This window comes from Marinifaba aquimaris (genome assembly GCF_013328345.1).
In the GTDB taxonomy this organism is placed as follows: domain Bacteria; phylum Pseudomonadota; class Gammaproteobacteria; order Enterobacterales; family Alteromonadaceae; genus Marinifaba; species Marinifaba aquimaris.
Window position 1 is genome coordinate 25,767 of the sequence record NZ_JABULX010000009.1, and the last position, 17,169, is coordinate 42,935.

The window sequence follows — 17,169 nt, forward strand, 5'->3', positions numbered from 1 at the left end:
AATCGCAAAACGCTCGCCTTGATAAGTGTTATTTACAAGTTCTTGCGATTAAACAAAAGCCTGGAAAGTAAAAGGGGAAAGACAGGCTTTCCCCTTTAAACCAAACTCTTACGAGGCCTTATTACATGCGGAATGAAGCTTTTAAGTAGTAGTTTGTACCGTTATCAGCTGATAAACGCATTGCGTCGTAAGCTGTATCTAAACGTTGAACCGTTACTTCGCCTAATAGGTTAGTTGCTTCAAAGCTCAGGTCGATTTGCTCTGTTACGTGCCATGTTACGCCACCGTCTAAGAAACCGTGACCGTCCCATAATACGTTACCGCCGATACCAGTTGATTGACCTAGGAAGTCATCACGATATGTATAAGCTAAACGAGCAGAGATTAAGTCATCTTCATAGAAACCTGTTAGGTTGTATGAGTACTTAGATGTACCTGGTAAAGGAGCAGTTTCAACACCTTCTAAAGTTGTGTGGCTTTCACCGTTTTCATCGATGACTTCACCCGTTACATTACGTTGGCCTTCGCCGTCTGCGTATGTAAAGTTAGCAATGACACCAAAGTTGCCAAAGTTTTGTTGGTATTGAAGTTCGATACCTTCAATTTTACCACCTAAGCCTTGCGCCGGTGTGAATACGTCTCTGTCAACACCACCAATATTTTGTGTTGTCTTTTGGCCACCAGAAATGATAAATGATTGGATGTCTTTGCTGAAGATAGTTGCTGATGCTAAGCCATCTTCACTAAAGTACCATTCCACACCTAAATCCATCTGTGTAGCACGGTATGGGTCAATATCTGCTGAACCTTGAGTGTATGTTTGACGTAAATCATCAAAGTCAAATGAAGGTAATAAGAAGGTGTAGTTAGGACGCGACATTACACGAGCTGCAGAAGCACGTAAAATCATCTCATCAGAAATATCAACTGCTAAGTTTAAGCTAGGTAACCAGTCGCTGTAGTCATTTTCGTCTTTAGCTACTACGCGGTTGCCAGCATTTAACTCATCTAAGTCAAATGATGTACCCGTTACGTCTGTTTCAACATAACGCATACCTAAGTTACCGCGATAGCCATCACCTTCAAAGTTACTTTGGAAGTATAACGCCATGATGTCTTCTTCTACTTTACCCCAAGAAGATTCATCTAGTACTTTGTCTACTTTTTGGTTATCTAAGTAGTTAGCGTATTTAAAGCCATCAATACGTGCGATATTGCGAGGAGAATCACCCATTAAGCCTTCGCCCGAGTGATCGAAATCACCATCAGCAAAGTCTGCTTTAGTGATACCGCCGTTTTGTGCGTAATCGAATGTACCTTCTTGGAAAGTCCAGTTGAATGTTTGAGAACTGAATTCGTGGCTACGCACTTTGAAACCAGTATCAACAGATACAATTGGGCCCCACTCAACGTCAACAGTTGCATCTACTTGGAAGAAGCTTTCTTCATCGGTACGCTCGTTCTGTAAAATACCACCGTATGTTAAACGCTGATCTGAGTGATCTGATGCATCAACACTTGGCGATAACAACATGCTGTTATTACCTGTAAAGTCGATGTCGATTGTTTGATTTGGTTGAGCTGATTGCCAACCTGCTTGATAACGACCACCGTTACCACCTTCTGCTTCCGTTTTACCAATGATGCTCTTAATCACGTAGTTGTCAGCTTTGTATTCAGCTTCAAATGAAAACACAGATGTTTCCATAATTGCACGACGTGTATTTGACTCATCTAATGGTGATGCTTGTGCAGTACCATTTAATGCATTGTTAAACTCAGGGCTGAATTGAGTAGCACCATCCACTAAGTCATTACCACCGGCAATGTATAGGTAGTTTTGGTTGGTATTACCTGCATCTAGTTCAATGTCTAGGTAGTTAGCTGTGAAAGCTAACTCTTCTGTTGGGTTGTATTGTGCAACAATGTTGATTGAATCACGTTCACGGTCTTGCTTGAATTCAGCAATACCTGCACCTGCCCAAGCATCATCCATGTAGTTTTCTGCTTTGTGTGCACGACCTACAGTTTCTAATGTTGAAAGCGCGATTAAAGCACCAAAAGTCTCGTCTTCATTTTTCCAGCTGTATAAACCTGTTAAACCGTAACCTTCATCGTCATCAGCGATTGAGTTCATTTGCATTTCAGCTGAAGCAAATACTTGGTGTTGTTCTAAATCTAATGGTTTACGTGTACGTAATACAACCGTACCACCTACGCCGCCTTCGTCTAATTTAGCTGTTGGTGATTTGTATACATCAACACCTGCAACCATTTCTGGTGGCATTAAGTCCATGTTGAATGAACGTGATAATTCTTGTTGTACGAACCAACCTGTTGAAGCTACATAGTTGCCGTTTAATGTCGTACTGGTTAATTCTGGGTTAGTACCACGAATTGATACTTCACCACCTTCACCAGAGAAAGTACGGCTAATCGCAATACCAGGGATACGCTGTAATGACTCAGCGATATTTTTATCTGGGAATTTACCGATATCTTCAGCTGATACTGAATCAACTACTGCGTTTGAAAAACGCTTTGTGTTTAGAGCTTGTTTTAATGAACCACGGATACCGCGTACTTGGATTACTTCAGTTTCTTCTGCCGCACTTTCTGCTGCCATTACAACTGGTGCTGAAACTGATGTGCCCATTACTGCAGCAAGGCTCATTGCTTGTGTGATTTTGTTGAGTTTTATAGATGACATTTCTGTCCCCTTTAATATTGTTATGTGAGTTCTACTCTTATTATTTTGTCATTACCCGACTAAAAACTGAGCTAGGGCTTTTACGCGATCAGGGGGTATCAGCCCTAGCTCAAATACTACTTTCCAACAGAAATACATAATCAAGTCAGGTAATAAGTGTCTTGAGTATGTCTGCGCGTTTACGTAAATACACAAAGCGCACAGCTAATCTATGAATAGACTGCTATGAATAAAAATAAAACGCAGTAAATAGTTGTGAATGGGTTGATTTGTGTTGGGTTTTTGTCGGGTTTTTGGTTTTTTTTATTTTTGTATGTTATTGATATTGTTTATATTGATTTAAATGACCGTTGGTTTTTATTTGTTTTTTCTATCAGGGCTTTAATTGTAAATGATTGTTTTTATTTTGAGCTATTTATGTTTTTTTATTTTTATTTTTGTCTGTTTGGTGTGTTTTATAAGCAGTATGGCATTTTAGATAATTTAAAAATGACGCAATTTGTGCATTAACATTGATAAATTTCAGGTTAGATGAGCTTTTTAGCCGTCAAAAGTGAGCGCTGAATAAAGCACAAAAAGAGGGCTATTAGCTCTTCAATAACGGTAAAAAAACACTGGTTAAAATTAAAAAACTAGGCGCTATGGCGCTAAAAGAGAGCAAAACGATACGTTAACTCAGCTGATAAAGGCTGGTTTTGTAACACTTAGAAAGCTAAATAAGCCAATTATTCGATGAGTAAATAGACTAGATATAAGGGTTTTAGATGGGGAAGCACAGGCTCTTATAGGTTATAAATGAGTACTAAAAACCATTGATGCAGCGGTGAAACAGACATAAAAAAAAGGCTTAAGCGAAAGCTTAAGCCTTTTTAAAATAGGGTGAAAATACTAGAAGAAGAGCGGTCTTTTAACCTTCGGTATTAAATACCTGATCCAGATTTAGGCCTGTATTGCGTTTAATGCTCTTCCAAATGAAATACATAACAGCAAACATCATGATCATACTTGGCAAGACAATCATCGGATAACTCCAAAGCGTTAACTCACCTAATTGTTCATTAAATTCTGTGCTACCTGCAGGGCTTGTGACGATAAATTTCGCTAAAAAGTAATTAACGACAGATGAAAAACAAAAGGTGCTGGCAAGTAGGTAGTTTGCTTTGACTAACGCTTTTTTAAACGCATCTTCGGTGCCATTGTCTTTGAGCGCTTGATACAGTACATCGGTCTTCATTACAGTGTCATTGACAAGTAATTTAGCGACGAGAGGTTTACCAAGCACACCAGATATGGCAATGATAAGCGCAATAATACCCGGAATAGCGGCTTCTTTAATGGCTAACCATTGGTTATCTAATTCAAGTAAACCAATACCACCTGTTAGTAATACACTGACGAAACCGAGAATGGATATAAAGTTAAACTTTTTATATTTAGCAAGCTCGTATGCACCGTAGCTCAAAGGGAAAGCTAGCGCGAGGATTAAACCGTTTACTGCGCCTAAATCTTCAGGACCACTGAATTTCATCAAGATCACAGAAGGTACAATAATATTAAAAATCAGTTCTAATAATGGGTTATTTTGTTTTTGCATAACTCTCTAAAGATCCACCGAAGAACATCATAATGTTTCTTGTGTACCGATACGGGCCATCATTTCTGTAAACATCTGAATGTCGAGATGGAAGTTCTTAATAAATTTAAATTCGTTGGCATTATGCCCCATATATTTTTGTCCGGGTAGCGATGGGCCAAAGTTTATCGCATTTGGTAATTGTTTTGCTGTCGTCGAACCTGCTGTGGCTACTGGTTTTCCAGGAACACCTGTGTTTTGCTCAAAAATATCTAATAGTGTGGCAATCCAGGCGCCATTGGGATTGCGAACCATCCATTGTCCAATCTCAACGGTATGTTGAAAAGGAATGTTCAGCTCTTTGGAATACGAAATAAGTCGCTGTTTAATTTGGTTTTTGGTTTGTTCAATTGTGTAGTCATTTTCAGGGACACGAATATTAGCAACAACTTCTAAATTACCTTGATGCATAGTAAATTGTGTTGGCACCACAGTTAACGGCCCCATAAAGCTATTTCTAACTTGAATCCCCAGCTTATTACCTAGGTATTTTAAACTAAAGATATCATTGACGTAATTCACTGCATGTAGGTAATGGTTGGCCTGAAGAGAGAGTATCTGGTTAGTGTGATGAATAAATGCAGTTAACCTAGGCAGTGGGTTAATGCCTTGTTCTGGACGAGAGCCATGAGCTGACTCCCCAACAACTGTTATTCTTAAAAGTTGGGGATACTTAGCATCGATCAGAATTGAGAACATACCTTTTTGCTTAAGCTTGGTATTAAAAATAAAGTCATCAACCGTATCAATCAGTTGTGTTTTTAGTAAATCCGCATTGCTCGTTACAATATCGACATAAGCAGATTTAGTGATTTGGTTACCAGCCATACTGGCACGCAAATCGGTAATGACATTTTGATCGCCTTGGTTTTGCTCGATAAGAGGGAAAAAGCTGCGAATGTAACCGGGCCCTTTTTCTGCAATAACGGCTGGGTAACGACTATCTAACACTATGTTGTAGTCAGGAATTGTCTCCCTCTGCATGTAGTATTCAATACCTGCGCCTGTGGTTTCTTCAGTCGTTTCAATCATTAAACGAATATCGCGTTTTAAAACAATACCGCTATTAGTAATGGTGCGCATGGCCAGTAATGCGGCAACAATCGATGCTTTATCATCTTCAGTACCTCGGCCATAATACTTACCGTCAATTTCTGTCAGCTGATAAGGTTCGAGCTGGCGGCCATTGCGTAAGCGCCATTTATTGATATCGGCAGGCACTACATCGGCATGGGTTAAGATACCAAAAACATCAGCACTTGATTGTCCATCTGCCTCTGTTCCAGCATCTAAAGTGACTTCAAAAATGCGGTTATCAATATTGCGATACCCCAAATTAAACTCAGCCGCAATTTGCTTTATATACCGACCAAACTTAATAATCTCAGGATTGTGATGAGCGGGGACATTGGCTGAGTTATACGTTTTAATCGCCACCATGTTACTCAACATCTGCCTCGCTTTTTCAGCATTGGCCAAGCGGTTGTAAACGCCAAGTAATCGGTAGATATAGTTTTTATAGTGACGCATTGCTAAGCCACATTCAGCCAGGTAACAACTGATAATTTCACTGGTCGATTGGGGGAGTTTCATTTTCATCAGGCGACCAGAGACCAAATCGCGTAAAAAGCCTTCAAAATCATTGAATTGAGAAAAAGCCTGAGGGTTTTCAGTGTAATACTGAACGATGACTTCGGCTTGGCTGTGATCAAAGTGATGGTATTTAACTTTATTGAGCTCAATGTCTGTTTCGGCAACACTATTGGTCAGCCAGAACAAGAGAGAAAAACCAATTGCTAGTTTGAAGAACCCATTCATAACACATCTCTATAATATGATTTGTTTAGACCAATCTGCTAATGCCTGCTTGTGTTGTTTAAATTTAGCATCGAATTGTCCAACCAACTGCCAAAATGCTCGGCTATGGTCAAGGTGCTTTAAGTGAGCTAGTTCGTGGATGATGACCGAATCGATTAATTCGACAGGCATACAGGCCAAACGCCAATTGAAACTTAGCTCTTTTCGGCTATTACACGCTCCCCATTTCGCTTTATAGTTTTTAACTTTGAAGCTGTGATAATTCAATTTCATCAAGTTAGCGAGTTCGGGTAGCCTGGTTTCGAGGTAAGCTGAGAGCCGCTGGCTATAGGCATCCTGTAATAAAGCGCGAAAATGAGCTTGATGGTTTTCAGGCCGAGTTCTAGCAGACAATATTAGTTGAACACTGAGATTAGTTGGGTCGACAAATACTGATTTTTTACCTGATAAACTTATTGCGACCTTGAGTCGTTGACCAAATAAATACAGCTCAGCATCGTTTGAAATCTTGGGATCAGGTCGCTTACTGATTTCTTCTTCTTGCTCAGCAATCTTTGCCAATATCCAAGCCTGCTTTTCAACCATTAGTTTTTCTATTTCAATTTTGGGGAACCAGCTGGGTACTAAGACGCGAACTTGGCCTTTTTGGATAATAATTGAAACAGACTTACGTCGTTTTGATGGTTTGATCTGATAATCAAAAGGCATGCTTGTATAACTTCCGCTTTATCAATGAGTATCACAGGTTAAGATGGGTAGGTTATTGTAGCTAAACAGAGCTGATAGGACACCATATGCGCGGCATGCGACGAGAATTTACTGAAAATACCCCACTTAATGTAGCGGTCGTAAAGCAAATTATTCCATATTTATTGGAATATAAAACCCGAATTGCATTAGCACTGCTGTGTTTGGTGCTGGCTAAAGTTGCCAGCATTGGCTTACCTTTTTTGCTCAAACACATCGTTGATGACTTAAACGGTAATAGCTTGTTAGTAGCGATTCCTGTTGCCTTGATTTTGGCTTACGGTTTTGCTCGCTTAATGAATACTTTATTAGGTGAAATTCGCGATACGTTATTTGGCCGCGTAACAGAAAGGGCTATGCGACGTCTTGGTTTAAAGGTATTTAAGCACTTACATACTTTGGAGCTTGCCTTTCATCTAGAAAGAAAAACAGGTGGTTTATCGCGCGATATCGATCGCGGCACCAATGGCATCTCGTTTTTAATGCGTTTTATGGTCTTTAATATTATTCCAACCTTATTAGAAGTTCTGTTTGTCATTGGTATCTTTTTTCACCAATACGGCTGGGTATTTGCGTTAGTCATCTTTGTTGCCATTGCGAGTTATATCGCCTTTTCGGTTTTTGCTACTGAAAAACGAACGCGCTTTGTGCGTTTAGCAGCGCAAGCTGATTCAAGTTCAAATACAAAAGCGGTTGATAGCTTGCTTAACTTTGAAACGGTTAAATATTTCAACAATGAGGCGTTTGAAGCGAAGCGTTACGACGAGTCGTTGGCTGATTGGGAAGTAGCAAGAAGAAAAAACCGTTTATCTCTATTTGCTTTGAACGGCGGGCAAGGCTTTATTATCAGTGCAAGCATGACGGCAATTATGTTGCTCGCGGCTAATGAGTTAGTCAAAGGTCATATCTCAATTGGCGATTTTGTATTAATCAATACCTTTATGATGCAATTATTTATGCCGCTTAATTTCCTTGGCTTTGTTTATCGAGAGATTAGAGGTTCACTGGCAAACATAGAAAATATGTTCAAATTGCTGGCTAAACAGCCTCAAGTCATTGATAAAAATGATGTATCGCAAATTGAAATAAGTAAAGGCGAGATCGCTTTTAACAACCTTGAATTTAGCTATGGCGCAGATCGAAAGATATTACATGATGTCAGTTTTACCGTTCCAGCCGGTAAAAAAGTGGCGATAGTGGGTGATAGCGGTTCTGGAAAATCGACGTTAATTAAGTTGCTGTTTCGTTTTTATGATTTAGATGCAGGTCAAATCACCATAGATAAACAAGCGATTGATCAAGTAAGCCAAGCCAGCCTGCGACAAAACATTGCCATTGTTCCGCAAGATACAGTGTTATTTAACGATACACTAAAAGCTAATATCAGTTATGCCAAACCTGATGCCAGTGATGATGAAATTAATCGCGCGGTACATTTGGCTGATTTGAGCGGGTTTGTTGGTGAATTAAAGCATGGCTTAGATACATTAGTAGGGGAGCGCGGTCTCAAATTATCTGGCGGTGAAAAGCAAAGAGTGGCAATTGCCAGAGCGATATTAAAAGATGCTCCGATCTTAGTATTTGATGAAGCAACGTCGAGCTTAGATAGTCAAACTGAGCAAAACATCTTAAAAGCGCTGGCTAAACTCGAACAAAATCATACACGCCTTGTCATCGCCCATCGGCTGTCCACCATAGTTGATGCCGATAATATTATAGTGTTAAGTCAAGGGCGCATAGTTGAGCAAGGGCAACACCAAGCTTTACTTGCGAAACAGGGCTTGTACGCTAAATTGTGGTTAATGCAGCAAGAAGAATAATGTTAATCGACTCTTTTTTGCATATACTGAAACTATCAAAATTATTCAGGTTCTATCTATGGTTAGCGAAGACAAGAAATTAACTGTTTTATTTAGAATCGAGCCAGGTTCACTTGGACCGACGGGGGGCGATCATGTTGAAGCTTTTTGCCCTTTTGCAGAAGATAAGCTCAAAGCACTCGATAGTGAATTTATCATTTGGAAAATCGTACCTCGTTATGACAAGTCATTAGATGAAGTAGAGACCAGTGTCCGTGGCAAAAAGCTCAATATGCAGCAAGTTGATCAATACCTACAATATTTCGATAAAGAATGGGCTGAATTTGAAGAACACCTTGCAGATAAACTTTCTGAATTAATCGACGAGTTTTTTGACTGTTAATTTTTCTGCCATTTAAAATGCGTACACTCGCTCAAAATTAAACCAATATAAAAATTATAATGAAGCGTTTAGCGGCCCTTGTTGCCTTTTTATTGACCATTAATTACTTGGTCGCCCCACAAATTTTAAATTTCAGCCTAGACAAATTACCGCAAGCGATGCAGGTTTCTGCAGCTATGGGGGCAAAAATTGCCTGCTCAGCGCGGTTCGTAACAGGGTTGTCACCAGAGCAAATACGTCAAGATCTCAATTCATATTCACCTGCTAATGATGTACTCGACATTCAATATTTAGACAATCGTGTAACCACGGACTTTTTGGGAATAAAGCAAGCAAGTGCGACTTATAGAAAAGGGATTGGCTGTAGCTTAGATAACCCAAATTCTGAACTTGATGATGTGGTCATTGCTGAAAATGACAATCAAAGTCAAGCAGAATGGCCATTAGGGGGGCTTTCATCAGAGCAATCTGAAGAGTTGAATCAATTATTAGCCGACATCATGCAGCGAGACAATGATACAGGCTTAGATACTCGTGCACTTGTGGTTATTCACAACGACAAGTTAATTGCTGAAAGTTATCAAAAAGGTTTTGATCACAACACACCTTTACTCGGTTGGTCTATGGCAAAAAGTATTACTGCAATTATGCAAGGCCGAGCTGAGGCGCTAGGGTTACTATCGAATCAAGATCAAAGCTTGTTTGAGCAATGGCAAAATGATGATCGCAAAACAATAAAAGCGGCTGATTTACTGACAATGACTTCTGGTTTGGCATTTGATGAATCTTATACGCCAGGTACCGATGCGACTGAAATGTTATTTAATCAGCCTCAAGCGAGTAGCGTGCCACTTGCTCAACCGCTTGAAGCTAAGGTTGGTGAAAGGTTTTATTATTCATCCGGTACGACTAACTTAATTAATTTATGGCTTTACCAACAATTAGGTCAGTCTACTCAGGCTCAATACGACTTTTTGTATCAAGCTTTGTTTAACCCAATGGGCATTGAAAACGCTGTTTTTGAAGCAGATAGCTCAGGCGTGTTAGTGGGTAGCTCTTATCTTTATGCCAATGCAAGAGACTGGGCCAGATTTGGCTATTTGTTGTTGAACAAGGGAGAGATTAACGGCCAGCGCTTGTTAACCGAACAATGGGTTGAGCAAGCCATTACAGCAAACCTAAGTAACAACGATAGTCGCTATGGTTATCAATTGTGGCTTAATCGCGGTTCACAAGATGACGATTTGCGTTGGGAAAATCTACCGGCAGATGCTTATGCAATGCGCGGCAACCGCAAGCAAATCGTTATGGTGATTCCGTCTAGTAATGCAGTTATTGTGCGTTTAGGTTGGACCAAAGGCCCTTACACCTTACAGAAGAATTTCTCGACTATCTTGGCTCATTTACCTAAAGCTTGATCCTTATCTATAGGAGTTGCGCCATTGTGATCCGGCTTGTTACTCCAATCGGCAAAGCTACTCGGTAAAACATCGATACCAACTTTTTGTCCTAGCTTCACAATAAGTGGAATGGTGATAGGAGAGAAAGGCAAAATAACGATAACACCTAGGCCTAGGCTTTTGAGTAAGTCGCCAAATTGCTTATTGGCAAAACGCATTTCTTCTTTAGATGCTTGTTTCATCGTAAAACGACGATAAACATCTAACATAACCTTGGTTTCTTCTGTCTCTTGGGCCAAAGCGGATTTGACTTTGAACAAGTCTGATTTAAGTCTTTGTCCAGCTTGTTGACGTTTGCCTTTTAGCGAGCGAACAAAAGTGACTGACCGAATAAAAATACGTTTCATAATTGGCAGTTTGCCTAGAAACAAATATAAAGCAAGTGAAAATCAGTTAAGTGGTGTTAATGTTGGGGTTAACACCACTAAAATCGCGAAAGTTGCTGGGATGAAAACCAATCAAAAGACTATTTAAACAGCTTTATTTAACCCACAGTAAGCATATGAGTAAGTTTATTTTTTAAAGGTCTTACTATAAATTCAGCAATCACTGTTGCATAAATAATAGTCAAAAAAGCAACCGATGTAGCTTGATAAACATTGTCATGGTTGGTTTGTGGAGACGTTAGCACTGCCACTAAGCCGAAGAGAGTTGAAACTACCCCCGATGAATATAAATATATTATCCATTTTCTCAGTACAGGTAAGTGGCGTTGGAGTAAAGGTGCATCTTTTGGTTCATTAATGAACCAGCGTAGTAAAAACAAAGCTTCAATGGTAGGTTTAATGCCACACGATATAACCAGTAAAGCGAAGGAAAAGCCTAATATCAGTAATAAGCTTATACAATCGAAAAAGAGTGTCCCCTCCCCAGATAATTTAATCATTAAACCTATAAAGAAAGCGCATAAAGACAATCCTAATATTCCACTCCAGTTGATTTTACCTGAGCCTATATGGGTTTTATATTCCGCAGATAACTCTTTTGGAGTGACATTGAATGCTGATGCTATTGCCATAAAGGACTCTGGTGAGCCTTTTCCATCTTTCTCTATTCTTTGGACGGTACGATTACTTATGCCTGCAACTTCTCCTAATTGTTCTTGCGACCAACCGTGCTCTGCTCTTAATTGTTTAATTCTATCTGGTGAAGCTTTCATGTAATTTTCTCAAAAGGTAAATGAAGTATTCTTTATGGCATAAATAGTCACGACATCACCACGACATTTGAGTGACATGACATAGACACACGTATTTAAAGCTTAACAAGCCATTTTTATGGACGGTAAAATTGATTAACGTACACATATTATTATGTGTGTATATTCCAAAAACAAAAAACCGAGCAAGCGCTCGGTTTTTTTAGATATATAAGGACTAGCTTGCGCTTAAACGGTGTGCTCGCCTTTCCATAAATCTTCTAATTGCTCGCGTTCACGCACAACAATCGCTTTGTCGCCATCGACTAAAATCTCAGCTGCTCGACAACGAGAGTTGTAGTTTGATGCCATGGTAAAACCATAAGCACCGGCTGAGCGAACTGCGAGTAAATCATCTGGTGCAATTGCTAAGTCGCGGTCTTTACCTAAGAAGTCACCCGTCTCACAGATAGGGCCTACGATGTCGTAAACGGCCGATTCTCTTTGCTGTTGTTCAACAGCAACAATTTGTTGGTAAGCTGAATAAAGAGATGGGCGAATTAAATCGTTCATCGCAGCATCAACAATGGCAAAGTTTTTCTCTTCACCTTGTTTTAAGAACTCAACCTTAGTCACTAAGATACCAGCATTGGCCATGATAGCGCGACCCGGTTCAAAAATGAGGGTTAGGTTAGGGCGGTCTTTTAATTTCTCTACAATGACAGACGCGTACTCATCTGGGTGTGGTGGTTTCTCATCTGTGTAAGTTACCCCTAGGCCGCCACCAAAGTCTAAGTGAGAAAGCTCAATACCTGCTGCTTTTAATTCGTCAATCAGTGCCAGTACTTTATCGAGTGCGTCAACAAAAGGTTGGATCTCAGTTAACTGTGAACCAATGTGACAGTCGATACCTTTAACGGCTAAATGCTCGAGCGAGGCGGCGTATTTGTATACTTCGATGGCTTGTTCGCGCTCGATTCCAAACTTATTCGCTTTTAGGCCTGTAGAAATATATGGATGTGTTTTCGCATCTACATCCGGGTTAACTCGAATTGAGATAGGTGCTTTTTTACCTACTTCACCAGCGACTTTATTGATGCGATCAAGTTCTGCAGGTGATTCAACGTTAAAGCAGTAAATACCTGCTTCTAAAGCGTATTCAATTTCAGCTTCTGTTTTACCCACACCTGAGAAAACCACTTTACTTGGATCGCCACCCGCTTTGATTACACGTGCTAATTCGCCGCCTGATACGATATCAAAACCAGAACCTAATTGAGCCATGACACTTAAAACACCAATGTTTGAATTGGCTTTAACTGCATAACATACCAAGTGAGGGTGGTTTTTCGCCGCATTATCAAATGCTTTCCAGTGGCGCTCGATTGTTGCGCGAGAATAAATATAACAAGGAGTGTTGTGTTCTTGAGCGATGTTGCTAACGCTAACATCTTCAGCGAATAAACTGTTTTCGCGGTAATTAAAATGATCCAAGGTGCGATCCTCTATTGTTATTCTGTTTCTGTCTGTGTCGTTGTCTCTGTATTTTGTTCTTCAGGCTCAGGCATATATAAAGAGCCTTTTTGGCCACAAGCTGTTAGGCTAAAAAACAAACTAAAAACTGTTACTAGCATATAAATGCGTGCTTTTATCATGATCAGGTCTTAAATTGTCGAGACTTGGGCTCTATAATCGCATTCATAGAAAGCTTAGTAAATAAGGCAATGCACATGAGTTCACTTACTGACATCCAATACCACGAAAAAGTAGACGCGGTTTTATTAGAAATTGAAGAGCGTTTGGACGAAATCGAGGAAGCTGCCGGCGATTTAGACATCGACTATGAATCATTCGGTGGTAAGTTAGATCTAACATTTGAAGATGGCTCTAAGATCATCATCAATAAGCAAGAACCACTTCACCAAATTTGGGTGGCGACTAAATTCAACGGCCATCACTTCAACTTTGAAGCCGACAAAGGTGTTTGGATTGACGAGCGCTTTGGTGATGAGTTTTGGCACTTCATTAATGACGCCGCATCAAAACAAGCGGGTCAGCCAGTTGTATTAAATAAATAAGGAAACACCATGGCCGAGTTATTACCTTTTGTTGCAGTTGAAACGAATAAATCAAAACCAGCAGATGCATTGGTGGTTTGGTTACACGGTTTAGGTGATTCAGGGCACGGTTTTGCGCCGATTGTAGAGCACCTCAACTTACCTAAAGATTTATCTGTACGTTTTGTATTCCCACATGCACCGAATCGTGCAATTACTGCAAATAACAATATGGTAATGCCTGGCTGGTACGACATCTTTTCTTTTAGTGACGGTGATATTGCCAAACGCGCTGATGAGAAAGGCGTTAAAGAATCGGCAGAGCAGATCTTGTCGTTAATCGATGATCAACTACAAGATGGTATCGCTCCTGAGCGCATGATTTTGGCTGGATTCTCGCAGGGTGGGGTAATGGCTTACCACATAGGTACACGTTTGCCTTATCAAATTGCGGGGATTATGGCATTATCCACTTATTTATCCGCGCCAGACAAACTGGCAGATGAAGTGGTTGATGTGAATAAAAAAACACCAATTTTCTCTGCTCATGGTACAAGTGATGATATAGTGCCTTACAGCGCGGGTAAAAATGCAGCAGATACGCTATCGAAATTAGGCTTTAACATTGAATGGCATGATTACCCTATGCAGCATAATGTGTGTCCTCAACAAATCATGGATATCGGCGCCTGGATTAAAAATATACTCGCTTAAGGACTTAGGCTTATGTCGAAACAACAATTAAAAATACAAATAAAATTAAAAAATTCGGCACCTGAACAGGTCAAAGAAGAAGTAAAACCTCCTTTCTCAAAAAGTAAAATTAGCGCAGCATTATTATTTGTTGGCGCTAGTTTAACTGGGCTAGTACACGCCTTTAACACTGAAGAACCCACATTAGCAGCAACGGGTGTTGCACTTAGCAGTGTTGATGCGCCTGCTCCTGCTCGTGCAAGTTTAACCGAATCGGTTAGCGCTCAAGCAACTGAAGAGGCCGCGACTGAAGTAGAAGCTGTCGTTGAGCAGATGACAGATGCACAAGTTGAAACGGCTGTCGCAACAGAGCAAACGCAAGCGGTTATGACTGAGCAGCTTGCTTTAGAGGTAGAAGAAATTGCTACCAATGTAGACGCTGAAGTGGTTAATGTGACAGATGCAGTTGCAGCAACAACAGATGAGGTTAGTGTTACAACAGACAAGGCAACTGACGCTGGTGTGATTGAAGTTGCTACGTTAGAGAAGCCTGAAAGTTTTGATAAAAAGCCAGTCGACCCTATTAAGCGTTTAGTATTAACTCGCAAAATTAAAGACAAAGAGCCATCAGGTGAAGAAGAAAAGCGCATACCTTCGCAGTCTAATACCTTTGTATTGTTCTTATTCACTGAGCTAGAAGGTTATCAAGGTGACTTTATTACGCATAAGTGGATTTTCCGCGACAAGGTCATGGCTGAAACTAAACTTGAAATTGGTGATGATGCACACTGGCGTACTTGGTCTTCAAAACGCATCTTGTGGAAGTGGCAAGGCTCTTGGCGTGTTGAAGTACGAGGCCAAGATGGCGAGTTAATCAAAACTAAGTACTTTAAATACGGTACTTAGATCAAACTTAGTGTAATCAGCATTTAGCTTACAGCCAATTCGCTATATACTTTCAGAAGTCCTTGCTTATGCAGGGACTTTTTTATTCAGCAAAGTAAATACAGATACCAAAAATCATGAGCAAAAAACTTACCATCGCCACCCGTGAATCAGCACTTGCTATGTGGCAAGCCGAATTTGTTAAAGCCGAGCTTGAGCGCTTTCATCCTGATTTAGAGGTGATTTTATTACCGATGAAATCCCAAGGTGACAAAATTTTAGATGTATCTTTATCTAAAATTGGTGGTAAAGGCTTATTTATCAAAGAATTAGAGCAAGCTATGTTAGCAGGAGAAGCTGATATTGCGGTTCATTCGATGAAAGATGTACCGATGGAATTTCCAGAAGGTCTACAGTTAGCTTGTATTTGTGAGCGCGAAGACCCGCGTGATGCATTTGTTTCTAATACCTATGCGAGTTTGGACGAGTTACCTCAAGGTGCAGTAGTGGGAACATCGAGTTTACGCCGCGAGTGCCAATTGAAAGCCGTTCGCCCTGATTTAGAAATTAAATTTTTACGCGGTAATGTTAATACGCGCTTGCGCAAATTAGATGAAGGTCAATACGATGCCATTATTCTTGCTTCAGCCGGCTTGATCCGTTTGGAAATGCAAGATCGCATCAAACAGTATATTGCCCCAGAGGTGATTTTACCGGCTGTTGGCCAAGGGGCTGTTGGTATTGAAACCAGAGTGGGTGATCAAGCTGTATTGGAATTACTTGCTCCTCTCGCTCATTTCGATACCACTATTCGCTTAACGGCAGAGCGTGCCTTTAATAAGCGCTTACAAGGTGGCTGCCAAGTACCAATTGGTGGTTTTGCTGAACTCGATGGCGACCAGCTTACGCTACGTGGCCTAGTGGCGTCTGTTGACGGGCAAACAAAATTCACACATCAAGTAACCGCAAGCATCAAACAAGCCGAGCAAATAGGCATTCAAGTTGCCGATAAATTACTCGCTGACGGTGCAGATAAGGTACTCGCAGAAGTTTATGGCAATAACCAGTAAGGCCAACACAACTATGCTGAGTATTCTCAATCCAAGACAGGGTGAGCGTGCGCTGGCATTAACTGAATTATTAAAGGCGCATCAGTTTGCGCCTTTTTCTTGCCCATTATTTAATATCGAGCCGAGTGACAGTTTCGAGTCATTAAGTACTAAACAACCTGAATTAGCCGCGCAAACTCTTATTTTTACCAGTGTCTATGCGGTGCAGTTTTTGAGTCAAATAAGCTCGTTTGAAAAGGTATTAAGGTCAGGAGCTTGTACTGTTATTGCTATTGGTCAGGCAACACAGCAAGCCTTGTATCAGCAAGGGGTTGCCAAAGTCTTCACACCAGAACAAGCAACCTCTGAAGGTATTTTATCCCTATTGGCTGAGCAACGTCAGTTAACAAAAACGAGTCGTTTTGCCATTTTAAAAGGCGAGCAAGGTCGCACAACCTTGGCAAAGGAGCTAACAAATTTAGGCTATTGTGTTGAAACATATAGTCTTTATCGACGTTGTTGGCTAAAGTTAACGAGTAACCAATTAAAACAAATTGCTTCGTTGGATATTTGGTGGCTAACCAGTGGTGAAATGCTCAAGCACCTAGTAACTAGCTTAACGCAGCAAGCAATTGAGATAGATAAAAATAAACCCTTATTAGTGCCGAGCAATCGTATAGCGCAGCAAGCTATTCAGCTAGGATTTCATCATGTCACTAGCTGTGAAAATGCGACAAACCAAGCCTTAATAGATGCACTAAAAGATAAATTTTAAGT

General features: G+C 40.4%; 16 protein-coding genes. 8 read left to right on the plus strand and 8 right to left on the minus strand.

The window, feature by feature from the left end; genetic code table 11:
• Positions 1 to 121 precede the first annotated feature (121 nt).
• From HR060_RS07655 to HR060_RS07670, 4 genes are all read right to left on the minus strand, one after another.
• A complete protein-coding gene (locus HR060_RS07655) occupies positions 122 to 2,710 on the minus strand; it encodes a TonB-dependent receptor (RefSeq protein ID WP_174199710.1) in 2,589 nt (862 codons plus the stop codon).
• A gap of 907 nt (positions 2,711 to 3,617) precedes the next feature.
• Complete coding sequence (locus tag HR060_RS07660) at positions 3,618 to 4,304, minus strand: VC0807 family protein (RefSeq protein ID WP_174199711.1); 687 nt, start codon at positions 4,302 to 4,304, stop codon at positions 3,618 to 3,620.
• A 27-nt stretch (positions 4,305 to 4,331) separates the two neighbouring features.
• Positions 4,332 to 6,161, minus strand: coding sequence for a dipeptidase (locus HR060_RS07665; RefSeq protein ID WP_174199712.1), 1,830 nt, complete (start codon positions 6,159 to 6,161; stop codon positions 4,332 to 4,334).
• Between the two features lie 9 nt (positions 6,162 to 6,170).
• A complete protein-coding gene (locus HR060_RS07670) occupies positions 6,171 to 6,869 on the minus strand; it encodes a M48 family metallopeptidase (protein WP_174199713.1) in 699 nt (232 codons plus the stop codon).
• Between the two features lie 86 nt (positions 6,870 to 6,955).
• Between HR060_RS07670 and HR060_RS07675 the strand changes: the two genes are divergently transcribed.
• From HR060_RS07675 to HR060_RS07685, 3 genes are read left to right on the plus strand one after another with little or no spacing between them, the layout of a single operon-like run.
• Complete coding sequence (locus HR060_RS07675; protein ID WP_174199714.1) at positions 6,956 to 8,728, plus strand: ABCB family ABC transporter ATP-binding protein/permease; 1,773 nt, start codon at positions 6,956 to 6,958, stop codon at positions 8,726 to 8,728.
• Between the two features lie 58 nt (positions 8,729 to 8,786).
• A complete protein-coding gene (locus tag HR060_RS07680) occupies positions 8,787 to 9,110 on the plus strand; it encodes a hypothetical protein (RefSeq protein ID WP_174199715.1) in 324 nt (107 codons plus the stop codon).
• A 59-nt stretch (positions 9,111 to 9,169) separates the two neighbouring features.
• On the plus strand, positions 9,170 to 10,528 hold the full coding sequence (locus HR060_RS07685; protein ID WP_174199716.1) for a serine hydrolase domain-containing protein: 1,359 nt from the start codon (positions 9,170 to 9,172) through the stop codon (positions 10,526 to 10,528).
• On the opposite strand, the gene HR060_RS07690 is transcribed toward HR060_RS07685, so the two are convergent.
• From HR060_RS07690 to lptM, 4 genes are all read right to left on the minus strand, one after another.
• The gene (locus HR060_RS07690; RefSeq protein WP_174199717.1) at positions 10,510 to 10,917 is read right to left on the minus strand and encodes a hypothetical protein; all 408 of its coding nucleotides are present in this window, start codon (positions 10,915 to 10,917) and stop codon (positions 10,510 to 10,512) included. The two genes, HR060_RS07685 and HR060_RS07690, sit on opposite strands and share 19 nt — an antisense overlap.
• A gap of 137 nt (positions 10,918 to 11,054) precedes the next feature.
• A complete protein-coding gene (locus tag HR060_RS07695; RefSeq protein ID WP_174199718.1) occupies positions 11,055 to 11,729 on the minus strand; it encodes a helix-turn-helix domain-containing protein in 675 nt (224 codons plus the stop codon).
• Positions 11,730 to 11,957: 228 nt separating this feature from the next.
• Positions 11,958 to 13,202, minus strand: coding sequence for a diaminopimelate decarboxylase (gene lysA, locus HR060_RS07700; RefSeq protein ID WP_174199719.1), 1,245 nt, complete (start codon positions 13,200 to 13,202; stop codon positions 11,958 to 11,960).
• Between the two features lie 17 nt (positions 13,203 to 13,219).
• The gene (gene lptM / locus HR060_RS07705) at positions 13,220 to 13,363 is read right to left on the minus strand and encodes an LPS translocon maturation chaperone LptM (protein ID WP_174199720.1); all 144 of its coding nucleotides are present in this window, start codon (positions 13,361 to 13,363) and stop codon (positions 13,220 to 13,222) included.
• A gap of 75 nt (positions 13,364 to 13,438) precedes the next feature.
• On the opposite strand from lptM, the gene cyaY reads away from it, so the two are divergent.
• From cyaY to HR060_RS07730, 5 genes are all read left to right on the plus strand, one after another.
• Positions 13,439 to 13,786, plus strand: coding sequence for an iron donor protein CyaY (gene cyaY / locus HR060_RS07710; protein WP_246283117.1), 348 nt, complete (start codon positions 13,439 to 13,441; stop codon positions 13,784 to 13,786).
• A 9-nt stretch (positions 13,787 to 13,795) separates the two neighbouring features.
• The gene (locus HR060_RS07715; RefSeq protein ID WP_174199722.1) at positions 13,796 to 14,479 is read left to right on the plus strand and encodes an alpha/beta hydrolase; all 684 of its coding nucleotides are present in this window, start codon (positions 13,796 to 13,798) and stop codon (positions 14,477 to 14,479) included.
• Between the two features lie 12 nt (positions 14,480 to 14,491).
• Positions 14,492 to 15,364, plus strand: coding sequence for a DUF2914 domain-containing protein (locus tag HR060_RS07720; protein ID WP_174199723.1), 873 nt, complete (start codon positions 14,492 to 14,494; stop codon positions 15,362 to 15,364).
• Positions 15,365 to 15,480: 116 nt separating this feature from the next.
• Positions 15,481 to 16,413 (plus strand): hydroxymethylbilane synthase, encoded by a 933-nt coding sequence (hemC, locus tag HR060_RS07725; RefSeq protein ID WP_174199724.1) that lies wholly within the window; start codon positions 15,481 to 15,483, stop codon positions 16,411 to 16,413.
• A complete protein-coding gene (locus tag HR060_RS07730) occupies positions 16,397 to 17,167 on the plus strand; it encodes a uroporphyrinogen-III synthase (RefSeq protein WP_174199725.1) in 771 nt (256 codons plus the stop codon). Before hemC ends, HR060_RS07730 begins: the two co-directional genes overlap by 17 nt.
• Positions 17,168 to 17,169 lie beyond the last annotated feature (2 nt).